Here is a 17056-nt window from a genome sequence, read left to right on the forward strand (position 1 = left end):
GCCTTTTCGGATGCCGGCCCGCCGATCCCGGAAGTGCGCGATCAAGGAGTATTCAAAGTGAACTGGATTACCAATTACGTTCGCCCCCGCATCAATTCCATGCTGGGCCGTCGCGATGTTCCGGACAATCTCTGGATCAAGTGCCCCGAAACCGGCGAAATGGTCTTTCATAAGGATCTGGAAGAGAACAAATGGGTTGTTCCCGCTTCCGGCTACCATATGAAAATGCCCGCCAAGGCGCGGCTGGCCGATCTGTTCGATGGCGGCAAGTACGAAGCTTTCGCCCAGCCGAAAGTGGCGCAGGACCCGCTGAAGTTCCGCGATTCGAAGAAATACAGCGACCGCCTGAAGGATAGCCGCACCAAGACCGAGCAGGAAGACACGATTGTCGCCGGTCTCGGCACGGTCGAAGGCCTGAAGCTGGTGGCCGTCGTGCATGAATTTAACTTCATGGGCGGCTCGCTGGGTATTGCTGCCGGTGAGGCCATCGTCAAGGCGTTCGAGCGGGCCATTGCGGAAAAATGCCCGCTGGTGATGTTCCCGGCTTCGGGCGGGGCGCGTATGCAGGAAGGCATTCTGTCGCTGATGCAATTGCCGCGCACCACGGTTGCCGTCGATTTGCTGAAGGAAGCAGGCCTGCCTTACATCGTTGTGCTGACCAATCCGACCACGGGCGGCGTGACGGCTTCCTATGCTATGCTGGGCGACCTGCATATCGCTGAGCCGGGTGCCGAAATCTGCTTTGCTGGTAAGCGCGTGATCGAGCAGACCATCCGCGAAAAGCTGCCGGAGGGGTTCCAGACCTCGGAATACCTGCTGGAGCACGGCATGGTCGATATGGTGGTCAAGCGCCACGATATTCCGGCCACCCTGGCCCGCACCCTGAAAATCCTGACGAAGCAGCCCGCAACGGTGGTTGGCGCCAATGACGACAAGACCTTGTCGGTCATTGAGGCCTCGCGCGCCGTTTCCGCCTGATCGCCTTGGGTGATATAGTGACGGCAATCGCCGCCTGACATGCCTAAAGTCGGGAGCAGTTTTACTGCACCCGGCCCTCAATACGAATTGCAAGCCTGGAACCGCCCCATGATAGAGAATACGCTGAGCCAGGCTGAACAGGTCATCAATGAATTGATGCAGTTGCATCCCAAGGGTTTTGACATGACCCTGGAGCGTATGCGGCGTTTGCTCGAAGTGCTGGGCAATCCACAGGACAAGTTGCCGCCGGTCATCCATGTGGCTGGCACCAATGGCAAAGGCTCCGTCAGCGCCTTTTCCCGGGCGCTGTTGGAAGCTGGCGGCCTTGCCGTTCATGTCCACACGTCACCGCATTTGGTCAATTGGCACGAGCGTTACCGGATTGGCGTCAAAGGCGGCAAAGGGCAGATCGTTGATGATGGCTCGCTCGCCGATGCCTTGAGACGAGTGGCGGTCGCCAATGCGGGCCAGCACATCACCGTCTTTGAAATTTTGACGGCTGCCGCTTTCCTGCTGTTTTCTGAAATTCCCGCTGATGCGGTGATTATGGAAGTCGGCATGGGCGGGCGTCTGGATTGCACCAACGTGGTGGATCGGCCCGCCGTCTCCGTCATCATGCCGATTTCTTTTGACCATCAGGCCTATCTGGGCGACCGGGTGGAGCTGATCGCTGCCGAGAAAGCCGGGATCATGAAAAGACGGCGACCGGTGGTGATCGGCCATCAGGAATTTGCCGCCGCCCGCGAGGCGCTGGTGGATATTGCTGAGCGATTGGGCTGTCCGCTGTCGGTGTTCGGCCAGGATTATCTGGCATTTGAGGAGCATGGGCGACTGGTCTATCAGGATGAAAGCGGCCTGATGGATCTGCCCCTGCCAAAACTTCCGGGCCGCCACCAGTTTGCCAATGCCGCAGCGGCCATCCGTGCCGTGCGCTCAGCTGGCTTCACCGTGACCGAAGCCATGGCTGAAACGGCGATGTACAGCGTTGAATGGCCGGGTCGCCTGCAAAAGCTGACGGAAGGCGCATTGCTGGCCCATGCGCCGAAGGGCGCCGAAATCTGGGTGGATGGCGGCCATAATCCCGGTGCCGGTGAAGTGATCGCCGAGGCGATGGCAGGCTTTGAAGAACGCCAATCCCGCCCGCTTTACCTGATCACCGGCATGCTCAACACCAAGGACCCGCTTGGCTATTTCAAAGCCTTTGAAGGCCTGGCCATCCAGGCCTTCACCGTGCCAATCCGCGGCACCGACGCTGCCTTGGACCCGGTGGCGCTGGCCAGCTCCGCCTACGATGCCGGAATTCCGGCAGAGCCGGTGTCATCGGTTGCGGAAGCGCTTGAGGCGATCTGTAGCCGGGTTAATGCAGAAGAGATTGCGCCGCGAATCCTGATTGGTGGCTCGCTTTATGTGGTCGGCAATGTGCTGTCGGACAATGGCACGCCGCCGAGATAGGGTTTGCCTTGGGAAAAGTGGAACCCAGCTTTCCCAAAAGACAAACGAAAACAATTAAATATGATGATGGCTGTTCAATGTCAGAGTCCATGACTCAAACGTTTTGATATTCCGCGTACCCCCTCTGTCCTGCCGGACTTAGCCCTACGCATGGCTTCGGGCGTTCGTCAGTACAATCGATCCACTGGATCGATTGTTCGGCTGCGCCGACCCTTTCTCACCCCACTCAAGGAGGGAGATCAACCCGGATTTGGCCTTGCGAATCGCATTATCGCTCCCAGCGTATCGGTGATCAAGACCTATCCGTAAACTTAAGCTGTAACGTCTATCCGATCTCCCTCCTTGAGGGGGAGATGTCCGGCAGGACAGAGGGGGGTAAGCCGCGTATCAAAACGTTCGCGTCACGTCCTGCCTGACATTGCGATAAACGATGTTTCCTCACCGGCATCGTTATAGAGTAGCCGAGTGATTCTCCGGCCCAATGCGCGATCCCCCATGGAAACATCCCTTTATCTCCCTGTGAAATCGTTTCTCGAAAAAGCAGGCTATACCGTCAAAGGCGAAATCGGCGGCTGTGATCTTGTGGGCCTGAGCGCTGACGATCCATCCGTCGTGGTGATTTGCGAACTGAAACTGAGTTTCAATCTGGAACTCATCCTTCAGGCCGTAGACCGGGCAGCCATATCCGACGAGGTCTGGATTGCCGCGAAAATCTCGGCCAAGGGCAGGGGGCGGGAGGCCGACAAGCGCTACCGCGACCTCTGCCGCCGTCTCGGCATCGGTATGCTCGGCGTCTCCGCCAGCGGCGAGGTCAGCATCATCGTCGGCTCCGTTTCGCCCATGCCACGCACCAATCCGAAACGACGCTCCCGCCTGATGCGCGAACACCAGACCCGGCGCGGCGATCCGGCGCTTGGCGGCAGCACAAGAATGCCTGTGATGACCGCCTACCGCCAGAACGCCCTTGCCTGTGCGGCAATTCTTGTCGCCGAGCCGATGCGGGTTGGCGATGTGCGCAAAGCGGTCCCTGACGCCGGAAAGATTTTGCTGTCCAATGTCTATGGTTGGTTTGAGCGGGTCGAGCGTGGGGTTTATGGATTGACGGATGGAGGACGAGACGCGCTGAGGCGATGGCCGCAGGGGTAAGGGGGGGCGAATGATTTTTTGAAGACTTTTTGCTATAGGTTTGTCTGCAAAGGGGCAGATAGGACTGGCGGCTTGCAAAGTCTAAGCTTCGATAACGGCCATTGCCGGTGTATCGGAAGAAGGCAGCTTCCGGCCTCTTTTCGGTTGTTACCGTAATGAAGGTTACAACCCAACAGTCGACGCGGTCGGCGGAAGGGGCAACTATCTCAGGCCATATATTCGCAGATTAGCTGTCTGAAGCGTTATACTGGTTCGGTCGATAACATATCTGACGGTCGAGGGGGGATTTTGGGCAAACAGGCAGACGACTTACTGCTTCAGCGCATCGCAAACTGGAAGACTGCTTACACCGATGGCGCCACGGGTGTCTTGGCGGCCATTGAAGCTATGCTGTGGGATCATGCCGCGTTCCGAACGGCAATTAGGATTGTCAATCTCGCCAGTCAACGACAGCAGGCAGAGGTTCCGGAAGGTGACGGTCCATTGCTAAATCAGATGCTTTTCGATCTATTGGCAAAGGGTTACTGGTCCAGTCTACTTCTCGGGGTCAGGAAGCTGCTCGATCCGCACCCACTTGTTGGACCTCGCGGGGTTTATTCACTTCGGGCAATCCTCAATGACGTGAAAGCTTGCCGACCTAAACTCACTCGACGAGTATACGTCGAGCATCTTCGGATGTGCCGCTACGATCTCAACCTACTTCGACAGGAAAACTGGGAGGCCATAAGAGCTGCAACGGGAAACGCAATATGGGAGGGCGACACGGCCCTACACCTCAGCGAATCTAGTCATCGAGATTTCGATTATCTCAGCGGGGTCAAGGAAGCTGATCGGAGTGAGATCGACCTAATAGATCCCGCCGTTCTGGAATTAATCGAAACACGTCTCGCGGAACTTGATCGCATCAGCGAGCATGCCTCCAGCCACATCGCTCATGCAGGCAACGCTGAAAGTCGTCTGGGGAAGAATCTCGAGGAATTTAACATACGCGACGCAAGGAAGGTGCTCAAAGCTCTGAAGGAGATTGGTGACCTGATCGGGCTCTGGTTTACCAACGGTGAGATTTCTAACCTAGCCGTCTATCAGGGTAACCAATTCGAAGGGCTAGACATGGTTTTGGTACCCTCAGCCGACATGCCGGTGCTAGATGCGAACTGGGATTTAATTGATCAGGATATCGAGTCATGGCGCCTAGAGCCCGACGATCTTCTTTCGGGAAATGGTTCAGTTAGCGGTTAAGTTAGCCCCTCGGGCAACGGCGCTTTGAAGCCAGTCAAACCACCTACCCACAAACGTGCGATCTTCCTCTATTGTGATTTGCAGAAAATGCAGGTTTAGGTCCGTCTGCTTTTTTTGCTTATGCTTGACCAAGAACGCATTCATCAGCAATTCATGTTCCTGCGTTAACCCCACAAAAAAAGCCCGGCAAAACCGGGCTCCCTCGCATCAGTATTTCCCACACCACTCAAGCGGCGCCGGCGATCCAGCTGGACAGAGCCGTCTTCGGGGCAGCGCCAACCTTGATGTCAGCCACTTCGCCGCCCTTGAACATGGCGAGTGTTGGGATGGAGCGGACGCCGAATTTGGCGGCGAGTTCTGGGTTTTCGTCAATATTGAGCTTGGCGATCTTGACCTTGCCAGCCATTTCCGTGGAGATTTCATCCAGGCTGGGGGCTATCATCTTGCAGGGGCCGCACCATTCGGCCCAGAAGTCCACCACGACAGGCTCTACAGACTGTAGAACTTCCGCTTCGAAATTGCTTGCATCGACTTTTACCGTAGCCATTGGCTGCTCCTTGGAGAATTCCTGTTGTCACATATATGATGGTTATTGTGAGGATTTCAACTTAAAGCGCATTGCAATTGTCGGGCGTCAGCCAAGACAAAACGTTATAGCCCCCGCGCTGATTTTTGTTTCGCGTGGCGACGCGGTCCAAATGCTTGAGTTTGCAGAGGACATTACAAAGATGAGGCTCTCACAGGGCCTAAAGCAGGCCTTCAAGTTCTTTCAGCCGGTCATTGACCAGCCAGCCATAGTAATTCTCTTCCGGCAGGCCGCCACGCCGTCCCAGTGCCCGGGCTCGCGCTTCGGAGTTCCCGACATTGTAAAGCGTCGCCGTCAGGCCCGGATTGTTGGAAATATCCACATTGGCATAGGTTTTATAGTCATCGATGGATTTGCGGATGATCGCCGCGATATAGGCAAGCGAGGTATCCGGGTCCATGATGGCCTTATAGAGCCCTGCCGCATCTTTCTCGTCCAGCTTGGGATAGCCGGATGTCTGGTGGACCATGTCGGTCAGCATCAATGCCGTCAGCGGGTTGATCTGGCCAAGGCCAAAGGTTTGCCCGGCATAGAAAGGCTGGAAAAACACCGCGCTGAAGCGGTTGTTGGGAAAGCTCTTGTTGCCGACCCGCTTGCCCTGGAACTTGTCTTCCCAGACATTTTCCCGGCAGGTCCACAGCTTGGCAGAATCCTTCAACTCGGCGCAGGCGGCAAATTCCGGGCGGGCGACGAAATCATCGACATCCTCGCCATCATAGGCAAAGCGGAACGTGTGACCGGCATAGGAGGCCGCCTTTACATAGTAGCTTTGCAATGTGTCGTAGGCATCGACATTATAGGTATGCTCACCGACCAGCGCGCCAACGATGTGGATCGGGTCGATATTATAGGCCGCCGCGGTTTTCTTGATCTTGCCGATCAACTGACGATCCTTGATCAGCAGATCGCGAATCTTCTCGTATTTCAGATCGAAGGTGGTCTTGGTTTCCTTGGTGCGCTGCTTCGATGCACCGGGAATGGGGGGCTGTTCGGCATTGCGATTGCCCGCAGGCACCATCCGCACCTCGGCAGCCTGGATTTCCGGCACGAAGGCAGCGGAAAAAGCACATGAAACCGAAAGAATAAAGACCAGAGCTAAGCGACGCACCATTTCCATCCCGTATATATTGCAGATCGGAACGATGTTTCACCAACCCGATACCGCCTTGCCCTATTACGGCGAGCGGCCCTCCTTATAGAGGGAGGGCCGGTGCTGTCGACTGTCGACCGGTCACAAGGCCGAATTAGGGCGCTGATTTACCGATTTCACCCCATTCCGGTGCGAAAACATCACAGAATATAGCGCGACAGATCCGCATCGGCAGCGATTTCGCCGACATGCTCGCGCACATAGGCCGAATCGATCATCACTTTCGCCCCGCCGCGATCCGGCGCATTGAAGGAAATGTCGTAGAGCACCCGCTCCATCACCGTCTGCAAACGCCGCGCACCGATGTTTTCAATCGAGCTGTTGAGGTTGACGGCAACATCCGCCAGTGCGTCGATGGCATCCTCGGTAAACTCGAGATCCAACTGTTCAGTGGCCATCAGCGCGATGTATTGACGAATGAGGCTGGCTTCGGTTTCCGTCAAAATCCGGCGGAAGTCTTCCTTGGTCAGTGCCTTTAGCTCAACGCGGATCGGCAAACGGCCCTGCAATTCCGGCAGCAGGTCGGATGGCTTGGAGACATGGAAGGCCCCGGATGCGATAAACAGGATGTGGTCGGTCTTCACTGGCCCGTATTTGGTCGCAACCGTCGTGCCTTCCACCAGGGGCAGCAGGTCGCGCTGCACACCTTCGCGCGAAACACCCGCACCCATGGCGCCTTCGCGGTTGGCGATCTTGTCGATTTCGTCCAGGAAGACGATGCCGTCGTTTTCAACCGATTTCACCGCTTCACGCTGGATCACTTCATTGTCGATCAGCTTGTCGGATTCGTCACGGATCAGATCGGCGTAAGAGGTCTTGACGGTGGTGCGGACCTTCTTGGTGCGGCCGCCCATCGCTTTGCCAAACATGTCGGACAGGTTGAGAATGCCGACATTGGCCCCCGGCATGCCGGGAATCTCAAAGCCCGGCATGCCGGAGCTTGTCTCCGCAACCTCGATATCGATTTCCTTGTCGTCCAGCTCTCCAGCCCGCAGTTTCTTGCGGAAGCTATCGCGGGTGGCAGGTGAGGCCGTTGCCCCAACCAGCGCATCCAGCACCCGCTCCTCGGCACCGGCATGGGCCTTGGCTTCCACCTCCAGCCGCTTCTTTTCCTTGATCAGGCCGATGCCGATTTCCACGAGATCACGGATGATCTGCTCCACGTCGCGGCCGACATAGCCAACCTCGGTGAATTTTGTGGCCTCGACCTTGATGAAGGGCGCGCCAGCCAGTTTGGCGAGGCGTCGGGAGATTTCGGTCTTGCCGACGCCGGTCGGGCCGATCATCAGGATGTTCTTGGGCATGACCTCGTCGCGCAGGCTCTCATCGAGCTGCTGGCGGCGCCAGCGGTTGCGCAGCGCAATCGCCACGGCACGCTTTGCATCGTTCTGACCAATAATATAGCGGTCCAGTTCCGAGACGATTTCGCGGGGTGAAAAAGTTGTCATTGAGATTACACCTGGGAAGAGGGGAGAAGAAGAGCAGTCAGTTGGCGCTTTCCAGCGTTTCGACCAGCACGTTTTCATTGGTATAGACGCAGATATCGGCGGCGATCTTCATGGCCTTGCGGGCCACTTCTTCCGCCGACTTTTCGGTATCCATCAAGGCCAGAGCCGCAGCCAGCGCGTAATTGCCGCCCGAACCGATGGCAATCGTGCCGTGTTCGGGTTCCAGCACATCGCCATTGCCGGTAATCGCCAGTGTCACCGTCTTATCGGCCACCAGCATCATCGCTTCCAGATTGCGCAGATATTTGTCGGTGCGCCAGTCCTTGGCAAGCTCGACGGCGGCGCGCATCAACTGGCCGGGATATTGCTCCAGCTTCTTTTCCAGCCGCTCCAGCAGGGTGAAGGCATCCGCCGTCGCTCCGGCAAAACCGGCGATCACCTCGCCCTTGCCAATGCGGCGCACCTTGCGGGCATTGCCCTTCATCACGGTCTGGCCAAGGCTGACCTGTCCGTCACCGGCCATCACCACCATGCCGCCCTTGCGCACCGTGATGATCGTGGTGCCATGCATGGTTCCATAGGGATTATGTTCGCTCATATCGATCCGTTCCAGTCCATCGCCGTCCAATCCGGCGCTTCGATTGACCTTTATGTAAGCGGCTAAAACACAATTGCAAACGCCAAGACGGTTGGTCGCTATCCCGATGCCGGATCGCCGAAAAACCCGGCTCGTCCTGCTGGATATTTCAACTCCTGCCTGATAAGGAACGACATCTTTTCAAGGAGAAGGCCATGGCAGAGAGCCGCAGCGCCAGCATTTCGCGCAAGACCAATGAAACCTCGGTCTCGGTTTCCGTCACTATCGACGGCACTGGCACTTCGAAGATTTCGACGGGGGTCGGTTTTTTCGACCATATGCTGGACCAGCTCAGCCGCCATTCGCTGATCGATATGGATATCGACGTCACCGGCGACCTGCATATCGACGATCATCACACCGTCGAAGACACCGGCATTGCTATCGGCCAGGCGATTTCCAAGGCATTGGGCGACCGGCGCGGCATTGTTCGTTATGCCTCGATCGATCTTGCCATGGACGAGACGATGACCAAGGCGGCCATTGATGTTTCGGGACGGCCTTTTCTGGTTTGGAACGTCGCCTTTTCGGCACCGAAGATCGGCACATTCGACACCGAACTGGTACGGGAGTTTTTTCAGGCGCTGGCGCAAAATGCCGGTATTACCCTGCATATCCTCAATCATTATGGCGCTAATAACCATCATATCGCCGAAACCTGCTTCAAGGCCGTCGCCCGCGCCCTGCGCAGCGCGACCGAAATTGACCCCCGCCAGGCGGGCCGCATTCCGTCTACCAAGGGAATGCTGTAAACGATCAAGTTGAGGATCTGAGCCTCCATGCGTGTTGTGATTATTGACTACGGATCGGGCAATCTGCGCTCCGCCACCAAGGCGTTCGAGCGGGCCTCCCGGGAATCCGGCCTTGATGCCGAAATCGAACTGACCGACAAGGCAGACCGGGTGGCAACCGCCGACCGGATCGTGCTGCCCGGCGTCGGTGCCTATGCCGATTGCAAGCGGGGCCTCGATGCCGTGCCAGGCATGCATGAAGCGCTGGTCGAAGCGGTCGAGGTCAAGGCCCGCCCCTTCCTCGGCATCTGCGTCGGCATGCAGTTGATGTCGTCGCGCGGATTGGAAAAGACCGTGACTGAAGGCCTCGACTGGATCAAGGGCGATGTGGTGGAAATGACCCCTTCCGATCCGGGCCTGAAGATCCCGCAGATCGGCTGGAACACGCTGACGCTTGCCCGTCCGCATCCGCTATTTGACGGGATTGCCACCGGCAATGACGGGTTGCATGCCTATTTCGTCCATTCCTACCATCTGGCGGCCAGCAATGCCGATGAGGTCATTGCCACGACCGACTATGGCGGCCCGATGACCGCTTTTGTGGGACGTGACAATATGGCCGGCGCGCAATTCCATCCGGAAAAGAGCCAGTCTCTAGGCCTCCAGCTGATTTCTAATTTTCTCAATTGGGCGCCGTGAGCCCGTGCCGATGGATAGCATACGATGATCCTCTTTCCCGCCATCGACCTTAAAGACGGCCAATGCGTTCGCCTCAAGCTGGGCGATATGGAGCAAGCCACTGTCTACAATCCCGACCCCGGCGCGCAGGCCAAGGCCTTTGAAGACCAGGGCTTTGAATGGCTGCATGTTGTTGATCTGAACGGCGCCTTTGCCGGTGAAAGCGTTAATGGCGCAGCGGTGGATGCCATTCTCAAGGCGACGAAAAATCCGGTCCAGCTGGGCGGCGGCATTCGCAGTCTTGCTCATATCGAAACCTGGCTTCAGCATGGCTTGTCGCGCGTCATTCTCGGCACGGTCGCCGTGCGTGATCCGGCGCTGGTGATTGAGGCCTGCAAGCTTTTCCCCGGCAAGATCGCGGTTGGCATCGATGCCAAGGGTGGCAAGGTGGCCGTGGAAGGTTGGGCGGAGGCTTCTGAGCTTGGCGTGGTTGAGCTGGCAAAGAAGTTTGAAGGCGCAGGCGTTGCGGCAATCATCTATACGGATATCGACAGGGACGGCATTCTGACCGGAATAAACTGGGAGTCGACGCTGGAACTGGCGGATGCGGTTTCCATCCCTGTCATCGCGTCGGGCGGGCTTGCGTCAATAGAGGATATCCGCCGGATGCTGGAGCCGGATGCGCGCAAACTGGAAGGTGCAATTTCCGGTCGCGCCCTTTATGATGGACGGATCGATCCGGCGGAAGCGCTGGCCTTGATTCAAGCTGCCAAGGGCTGAGGGGAAGCATTTTATGACACTCAAGGCCCGCATTATTCCTTGTCTCGACGTGAAGGATGGCCGCGTCGTCAAGGGCGTGAACTTTGTCGATCTCATTGATGCCGGTGATCCGGTCGAAGCGGCCAAGGCCTATGACGCTGCCGGTGCCGATGAGCTGTGTTTTCTGGACATTACCGCCTCATCCGATAATCGCGAGACGATTTTTGATGTCGTCGCCCGCACCGCAGATCATTGCTTCATGCCGGTCACGGTGGGGGGCGGTGTGCGGGCGGTCGGCGATATTCGCAAGCTGCTGCTGGCCGGTGCCGATAAGGTTTCAATCAACTCGGCAGCCGTGAGTAATCCCGATTTTGTCGCCGAAGCCGCCGATAAATTCGGCAATCAATGTATTGTGGTTTCGATTGATGCAAAACGTCGCCGAAGCCAGGCCAGCGGTGGCGATAATCTCAGCGCCTGGGAGATTTATACCCATGGAGGGCGCAACGCGACCGGCATTGACGCTGTCGAATTTGCGGTCAAAATGGTCGAGCGCGGCGCAGGCGAATTGCTGGTCACGTCAATGGATCGTGACGGCACCAAAAGCGGTTATGATTTGGAACTGACCCGTGCCATCGCAGACGCGGTTCGGGTGCCGGTGATTGCCTCTGGCGGTGTCGGCACACTGGACGATCTGGTGGCGGGCGTCAGGCAAGGCCATGCCACTGCCGTTCTGGCGGCCTCGATTTTCCATTTCGGCACGTATTCGATTGCGGAAGCCAAGGCCCATATGGCCAATGCCGGTATCCCCATGCGTCTCGACAAGGCCTGAAAGGGCAATTTTATGAGCACATTCACGCTGTCCGATTTGGAGGCCATTGTTGCCATCCGCGCCAAGGCCTCGCCGGACGAAAGCTGGACGGCAAAGCTGGTGACGGCAGGCCAGGACAAGGCCGCCAAGAAGCTTGGCGAAGAGGCTATTGAGGCCGTGATGGCAGCGGTCAAAAATGATCGCGCCAACCTGATCTATGAGAGTGCCGATTTGCTTTATCACCTGTTGGTCGTATTGAAAATTGCCGATATCCCGATAGAAACGGTGATGGAAGAGTTGCAACGGCGCACTGCCCAATCGGGCCTCAGCGAAAAGGCCAGTCGGTAGGACACATGACGACAGCGATCAGGCAGGCCGAGGGGGAGGAAGCCCTTGATCATTTCCAGGTAGGCAGCTACTCGCCCTATCTGTTCTTTTCGTCGGAGGAATGGGCGCGGTTTCGGGCCGATACGCCGCTCACTCTGACGCTGGACGAAGTACATCGCCTGCGATCCATCGATGACCCGATTGATCTTGCCGAGGTACGGCGGATCTATCTGGCGCTGTCACGGCTGTTATCCTCGCATGTCGAATCGTCTCAATTGCTGTTTGAGCAGCGCAACCGCTTTCTCAGCACCAATGTGACCAAGACGCCGTTTATTATCGGTATTGCCGGATCGGTGGCGGTGGGCAAATCCACCACGGCGCGCGTGCTGAAGGAGCTTTTGGCCCGCTGGCCGTCCAGCCCGAAAGTCGATCTGGTCACCACCGATGGCTTTTTGTATTCGAACGCAACGCTGGTGCGTGACAACAAGCTCAATCGCAAAGGGTTTCCCGAGAGTTACGATACGGCGGCCCTGCTGCGGTTTCTGTCGGCCATCAAGGCCGGGCAACAGAATGTCAAGGCGCCGCGCTATTCGCATCTGACCTATGACGTGCTGCCTGATCAGCATACCATCATCGACCGCCCGGATATCCTGATTTTCGAGGGCATCAATGTGCTGCAATCGCGCGATCTGCCGCGAGATGGCAAGATCGTGCCGATGGTCTCGGATTTCTTCGACTTCTCGATCTATATCGATGCCGAGGAAAGCCTGATCCATAATTGGTATGTCAAACGGTTCATGAAGCTGCGCCAAACGGCCTTCCGCGATCCGAATTCCTACTTTCACCGTTATGCGACGATCAGCGAAGATGAAGCTTCAACCATTGCCGAAAATCTCTGGAGCCACATCAACCTGATCAATCTGCGCGACAATATCCAGCCGACCCGGCCCCGGGCCGATTTGATCCTGCGTAAGGGAGAAAATCATCTGGTTGAACAGGTGGCGCTGCGAAAATTATAGGGCACTGCGCCCATCTATTATTATAGATTGATGTTTTCATGAGGTTTTATCTCTGGGAGGAGAGTTATGACATTCATTGATCCCAACAAAGCCGCGCCGGTTTCCGGCAGGCGTGTGTTTCTTGGTGCGGCAGCGACAGCGATAGCCGCGACCGCCGCAGGGCAGAGCGGACAGGCAGCGGATACAAAAACCGGCGGCGGTCCGCTATCAGACATTCCCATCGCTTTGCCCCGGACAGAATTCGTCTATGAGGCGATTTTTACCCTTCAGGATACGATTGAGATGGGTGCGTCCCCGCAGGGCGACAGGCGTATCATCAATATCACCGGCGGTGAATTTGCCGGACCTCGGATTAAGGGCAAGGTGATGCCTGGCGGTGCGGACCGGCAAGTGCTGCGTAAGGACGGTGTGCGGCTTCTCAATGCGCTCTATGAATTGCAGGCGGATGACGGTGCCGTCATTACCGTCAACAACAGGGTCTTGATCGACCGTCAACCGGACGGCACGCAATATGCTTTTTCGCATATCGATATTACTGCACCGGTCGGACCACATGACTGGCTGAACCGTCGTGTCTTTGTCGGTACCCTGAACAGCCTGCGGCCCAAACCAATGGTGCTGATTCGGGTCTTCAGTCTGGTTTAAGACCAAGGCTGAAGGTCTTCCACGCCTGGAGAGCGATCAATCCTGATCCGGCTTCTCGCGCATTTTCTTGATTTCGCCGCGTCCCACCTTTGCCTTCAACCGGCGCTCGATTGAGCCCTTGGTGGGTTTGGTCTTCCGGCGCGGCGGTGGCGGTGGTTTGGCTGCTTCGAGCAGCAATTCCTTCAGCCTCTCGCGGGCATCTTCCCTATTGCGCTCCTGGCTTCGAAAGCGGCTTGCCTCGATCAACAACACGCCTTCTTTGGACAGGCGTCGGCCCGCCAATTTGATGGCATTGGTCTTGATACGGTCCGGGAGCGAGGGAGAGCTTGTCAGCGGGAAGAACAATTGGACGGCGGTCGAGACCTTGTTGACATTTTGCCCGCCCGGACCACCGGCCAGCACGAATTGCTCGGTCAGTTCCCAACCGGCAATCGTAATCCTGTCATTGATATAGAGCGGGTCGCTCGCCATGGTCCTGTCCAGCCTTTTCGCCGTGAGGCTGTAGCGGAAAACGCCAGTTCAGGCAAATCTCGGCTCTCTGGTATCATAATTGGATTTCCGTGCTGTTTTTCTGGATCAAATGCACCATAGAAAAAGCCCGGCGATGATCATCGCCGGGCTTTCCAAAATCGTCACACGTGAAACGTTTACTGCGCAGCAACAGCCAGAACCGGAGCCGCATCAAGGACATTGCTGTCCACATGGGCTTCGAATTTCTCGAAATTGGCGATGAACATGCCGACCAGTTTCTTGGCCTGCGCGTCATAGTCAGTCCCATTTGCCCAGGTCGAGCGGGGGTCGAGAATGCTGGTATCGACGCCTTCGACAGAAACTGGTACCGCGAAGCCGAAATTGGCATCGGTGCGGAACTCGACCTTCTTCAACTCTCCGGAGAGAGCCGCCGTCAGCAGCGCCCGAGTTGCCTTGATCGGCATACGGTTACCAACGCCGTAGGCACCGCCGGTCCAGCCAGTGTTGACCAGCCAGCAATCCACTTCGTGGCGGGCAATCAACTCCTTGAGCAGATTGCCATATTCTGCCGGATGGCGAGGCATGAACGGTGCGCCGAAGCAGGTCGAGAAGGTGGCTTCCGGCTCGGTTACGCCGCGCTCCGTGCCAGCCACTTTCGCGGTGTAGCCGGAAAGGAAGTGGTACATCGCCTGTTCTGGTGTCAGCTTGGCGATCGGCGGCATGACGCCGAAGGCATCTGCGGTAAGCATGATGATGGTCTTCGGATGTCCGGCGCGGCCGGTGGGCGAGGCATTGGGTATGAAGTTCAGCGGATAGGCGCAACGGGTATTTTCGGTCTTCGAGCCATCGTTGAAATCCGGAACCCGGTTTTCATCCAGAACGACATTTTCCAGCACCGTGCCGAACCGCTTGGTGGTGGCGTAGATTTCCGGCTCAGCTTCCGCCGACAGACGAATGGTCTTGGCGTAGCAGCCACCTTCGAAGTTGAAGATGCCGTCTTCGCCCCAACCATGCTCGTCATCGCCGATCAGTGTGCGGGCAGGGTCGGCAGACAGCGTGGTTTTGCCGGTGCCGGACAGACCGAAGAACACAGCCGAATCACCAGCCGGGCCAACATTGGCCGAGCAATGCATCGGCATGACCTGTTTGGCGGGCAGCATGTAGTTCAGCGCCGTGAACACCGACTTCTTCATTTCACCGGCATAGTAGGTACCGGCGATCAGCACGATATTGTTGGTGAAGTCGCAGGCGATGACCGTTTCGGTCCGGCAGCCATGACGGGCCGGATCAGCCTTGAAGCTGGGCAGGTCGATAATGGTGAATTTCGCTTCGAAATCGGCAAGCGCGGCGCGTTCCGGACGAATCAGCAGGTTACGGATAAACAGCGAATGCCATGCAAGTTCCGTTACCACGCGGGTTGGCAAAGCGTTGGCGGCATCGGCGCCACCAATCAGATCCTGTACGAACAGGGTCTTGCCAGCCACATGCGCCAGCATGTCCTGATGCAGGATGTCGAAATGCTCTTTCGACATTGGCTTGTTATTGTCCCACCAGATCTGGCTATCGGTATTGGCATCACGCAGGATGAACTTGTCCTTGGGCGAGCGGCCCGTATGCTGTCCGGTCTCGGCCAAAAGCGCGCCGTCCGCAGTCAGCACGGCTTCACCGTTGCGGATCGCATGCTCATAAAGGGCGGCGGGCAGCAGATTATAATGGACATTGGCGGCCTTGCCCAAGCCAATGGTCTCGATCCCAAGACGGCTATTGTTCACTCCAAGCTCCTCCATGATGCAATTCCTTCTTCAGCGGGATAGCTAGATAATTATGGGTCAACGCTAATGACCGAATTTTAAAAACGCAAGAGTAAAATCTTGAAAACATCAATAATATCATATATTTAATCGTTTTAAACTGGTATGTTAGTTTTAAATCGGTTCAGTTTAAAGGCGATGAGCCTTTGTCTTTTGCCGTCAAAACGAAACGGGGTTGAAGCCGGACATGCCTGCCCCCTTTATCTTTGCCACAATTTGTTCCACCTTTACCCTCATGAAGCGCTTCGCGGCCCCTATATGTAATGTGGCCGCTGGCCGTCACCTTCTTGATGGGCGGTGGCGGCAATCGGTAATGACGGAGATAAACGGCATGCAGACAATTGCGCTTGTTGACGACGACCGGAATATCCTGACGTCGGTTTCGATCGCTCTCGAAGCCGAGGGCTACAAGGTTGAAACCTATACGGATGGAGCTTCGGCGCTGGACGGGCTTCTGGCGCGGCCGCCACAGCTGGCGATCTTCGATATCAAGATGCCACGCATGGACGGGATGGAGCTTTTGCGCCGCCTGCGTCAGAAGTCCGATATCCCGGTGATTTTCCTCACCTCCAAGGATGAGGAAATCGATGAATTGTTCGGCTTGAAAATGGGTGCCGACGACTTCATCACCAAGCCGTTTTCTCAGCGCCTGCTGGTGGAGCGGGTCAAGGCCATTCTACGTCGCGCGGCCAATCGCGAGACTGGAAACGCACCCGGCAATGTCAAGACTGCTGCCGAGCAGCAGGCCCGCAACCTGGAGCGCGGCCAACTGGTCATGGACCAGGAGCGCCATACCTGCACCTGGAAAGGCGACCCGGTCACGCTGACAGTCACCGAATTTCTGATCCTGCATTCGCTGGCCCAGCGGCCCGGCGTGGTGAAAAGCCGCGACGCGCTGATGGATGCCGCCTATGACGAACAGGTCTATGTCGATGACCGCACCATTGACAGCCATATCAAGCGCCTGCGAAAGAAGTTCAAAATGGTGGACAATGATTTCGACATGATCGAAACGCTGTACGGCGTTGGATACCGCTTCCGCGAAACGGCCTGATGCCGCCTGCGGGCATTGCTTGCGGGTTGAGAGCCTGGCAGGTTCAGATTGAACCAGGCATGCTCTCAATTCTCTTGTTTTCGTTTGTCTTTTCGGGAAAACCGGTTTCCCTGACAA

The 17056-nt window shown here is 56.8% G+C and carries 18 protein-coding genes; 12 read left to right on the top strand and 6 right to left on the bottom strand.

The window, feature by feature from the left end:
• Positions 1 to 57 precede the first annotated feature (57 nt).
• From accD to AVI_RS00130, 4 genes are all read left to right on the top strand, one after another.
• Complete coding sequence (accD, locus tag AVI_RS00115) at positions 58 to 978, top strand: acetyl-CoA carboxylase, carboxyltransferase subunit beta (protein WP_012654518.1); 921 nt, start codon at positions 58 to 60, stop codon at positions 976 to 978.
• Between the two features lie 108 nt (positions 979 to 1086).
• Positions 1087 to 2430 carry a bifunctional folylpolyglutamate synthase/dihydrofolate synthase gene (locus tag AVI_RS00120; RefSeq protein WP_234895249.1) on the top strand — a complete coding sequence of 448 codons (1344 nt, stop codon included), beginning with the start codon at positions 1087 to 1089 and terminating at the stop codon, positions 2428 to 2430.
• 495 nt (positions 2431 to 2925) lie between these two features.
• On the top strand, positions 2926 to 3576 hold the full coding sequence (locus AVI_RS00125) for a DUF2161 domain-containing phosphodiesterase (protein ID WP_012654520.1): 651 nt from the start codon (positions 2926 to 2928) through the stop codon (positions 3574 to 3576).
• Between the two features lie 288 nt (positions 3577 to 3864).
• On the top strand, positions 3865 to 4815 hold the full coding sequence (locus AVI_RS00130; RefSeq protein ID WP_139192357.1) for an AbiU2 domain-containing protein: 951 nt from the start codon (positions 3865 to 3867) through the stop codon (positions 4813 to 4815).
• Positions 4816 to 5041: 226 nt separating this feature from the next.
• Here the strand turns inward: AVI_RS00130 and trxA are convergent, their stop codons facing one another.
• The 4 genes from trxA to hslV all read right to left on the bottom strand — a co-directional run bounded on the left by trxA (position 5042) and on the right by hslV (position 8597).
• The gene (gene trxA, locus AVI_RS00135; RefSeq protein WP_012654522.1) at positions 5042 to 5362 is read right to left on the bottom strand and encodes a thioredoxin; all 321 of its coding nucleotides are present in this window, start codon (positions 5360 to 5362) and stop codon (positions 5042 to 5044) included.
• Between the two features lie 199 nt (positions 5363 to 5561).
• Positions 5562 to 6518: a DUF1402 family protein gene (locus AVI_RS00140; protein ID WP_012654523.1), complete on the bottom strand. Its 957-nt coding sequence runs from the start codon at positions 6516 to 6518 to the stop codon at positions 5562 to 5564.
• A gap of 173 nt (positions 6519 to 6691) precedes the next feature.
• The gene (hslU, locus tag AVI_RS00145; protein ID WP_012654524.1) at positions 6692 to 7999 is read right to left on the bottom strand and encodes an ATP-dependent protease ATPase subunit HslU; all 1308 of its coding nucleotides are present in this window, start codon (positions 7997 to 7999) and stop codon (positions 6692 to 6694) included.
• 37 nt (positions 8000 to 8036) lie between these two features.
• Entirely contained in the window at positions 8037 to 8597 is a 561-nt protein-coding gene (gene hslV, locus AVI_RS00150) for an ATP-dependent protease subunit HslV (RefSeq protein WP_012654525.1), read from the bottom strand.
• A gap of 194 nt (positions 8598 to 8791) precedes the next feature.
• Between hslV and hisB the strand changes: the two genes are divergently transcribed.
• The 7 genes from hisB (at position 8792) to AVI_RS00185 (ending at position 13603) form a co-directional block, all read left to right on the top strand.
• Positions 8792 to 9388, top strand: coding sequence for an imidazoleglycerol-phosphate dehydratase HisB (hisB, locus tag AVI_RS00155; protein WP_012654526.1), 597 nt, complete (start codon positions 8792 to 8794; stop codon positions 9386 to 9388).
• A gap of 27 nt (positions 9389 to 9415) precedes the next feature.
• Positions 9416 to 10066, top strand: a complete 651-nt coding sequence (gene hisH / locus AVI_RS00160; protein WP_012654527.1) for an imidazole glycerol phosphate synthase subunit HisH — start codon at positions 9416 to 9418, stop codon at positions 10064 to 10066.
• 24 nt (positions 10067 to 10090) lie between these two features.
• Positions 10091 to 10825 (top strand): 1-(5-phosphoribosyl)-5-[(5-phosphoribosylamino)methylideneamino]imidazole-4-carboxamide isomerase, encoded by a 735-nt coding sequence (gene hisA, locus AVI_RS00165; protein ID WP_012654528.1) that lies wholly within the window; start codon positions 10091 to 10093, stop codon positions 10823 to 10825.
• Positions 10826 to 10838: 13 nt separating this feature from the next.
• Positions 10839 to 11633: an imidazole glycerol phosphate synthase subunit HisF gene (gene hisF / locus AVI_RS00170; protein ID WP_012654529.1), complete on the top strand. Its 795-nt coding sequence runs from the start codon at positions 10839 to 10841 to the stop codon at positions 11631 to 11633.
• Between the two features lie 12 nt (positions 11634 to 11645).
• Positions 11646 to 11960 carry a phosphoribosyl-ATP diphosphatase gene (locus AVI_RS00175; RefSeq protein WP_012654530.1) on the top strand — a complete coding sequence of 105 codons (315 nt, stop codon included), beginning with the start codon at positions 11646 to 11648 and terminating at the stop codon, positions 11958 to 11960.
• Between the two features lie 5 nt (positions 11961 to 11965).
• Positions 11966 to 12958, top strand: coding sequence for a type I pantothenate kinase (coaA, locus tag AVI_RS00180; protein WP_012654531.1), 993 nt, complete (start codon positions 11966 to 11968; stop codon positions 12956 to 12958).
• Between the two features lie 66 nt (positions 12959 to 13024).
• Entirely contained in the window at positions 13025 to 13603 is a 579-nt protein-coding gene (locus AVI_RS00185) for a DUF3237 domain-containing protein (RefSeq protein ID WP_012654532.1), read from the top strand.
• Positions 13604 to 13639: 36 nt separating this feature from the next.
• On the opposite strand, the gene arfB is transcribed toward AVI_RS00185, so the two are convergent.
• On the bottom strand, positions 13640 to 14074 hold the full coding sequence (arfB, locus tag AVI_RS00190) for an alternative ribosome rescue aminoacyl-tRNA hydrolase ArfB (protein WP_012654533.1): 435 nt from the start codon (positions 14072 to 14074) through the stop codon (positions 13640 to 13642).
• A 176-nt stretch (positions 14075 to 14250) separates the two neighbouring features.
• Positions 14251 to 15861 (bottom strand): phosphoenolpyruvate carboxykinase, encoded by a 1611-nt coding sequence (locus AVI_RS00195; RefSeq protein ID WP_012654534.1) that lies wholly within the window; start codon positions 15859 to 15861, stop codon positions 14251 to 14253.
• 355 nt (positions 15862 to 16216) lie between these two features.
• Between AVI_RS00195 and AVI_RS00200 the strand changes: the two genes are divergently transcribed.
• Positions 16217 to 16939: a response regulator transcription factor gene (locus AVI_RS00200; protein ID WP_012654535.1), complete on the top strand. Its 723-nt coding sequence runs from the start codon at positions 16217 to 16219 to the stop codon at positions 16937 to 16939.
• Positions 16940 to 17056 lie beyond the last annotated feature (117 nt).

Source organism: Allorhizobium ampelinum S4 (assembly GCF_000016285.1).
Taxonomy (GTDB): domain Bacteria; phylum Pseudomonadota; class Alphaproteobacteria; order Rhizobiales; family Rhizobiaceae; genus Allorhizobium; species Allorhizobium ampelinum.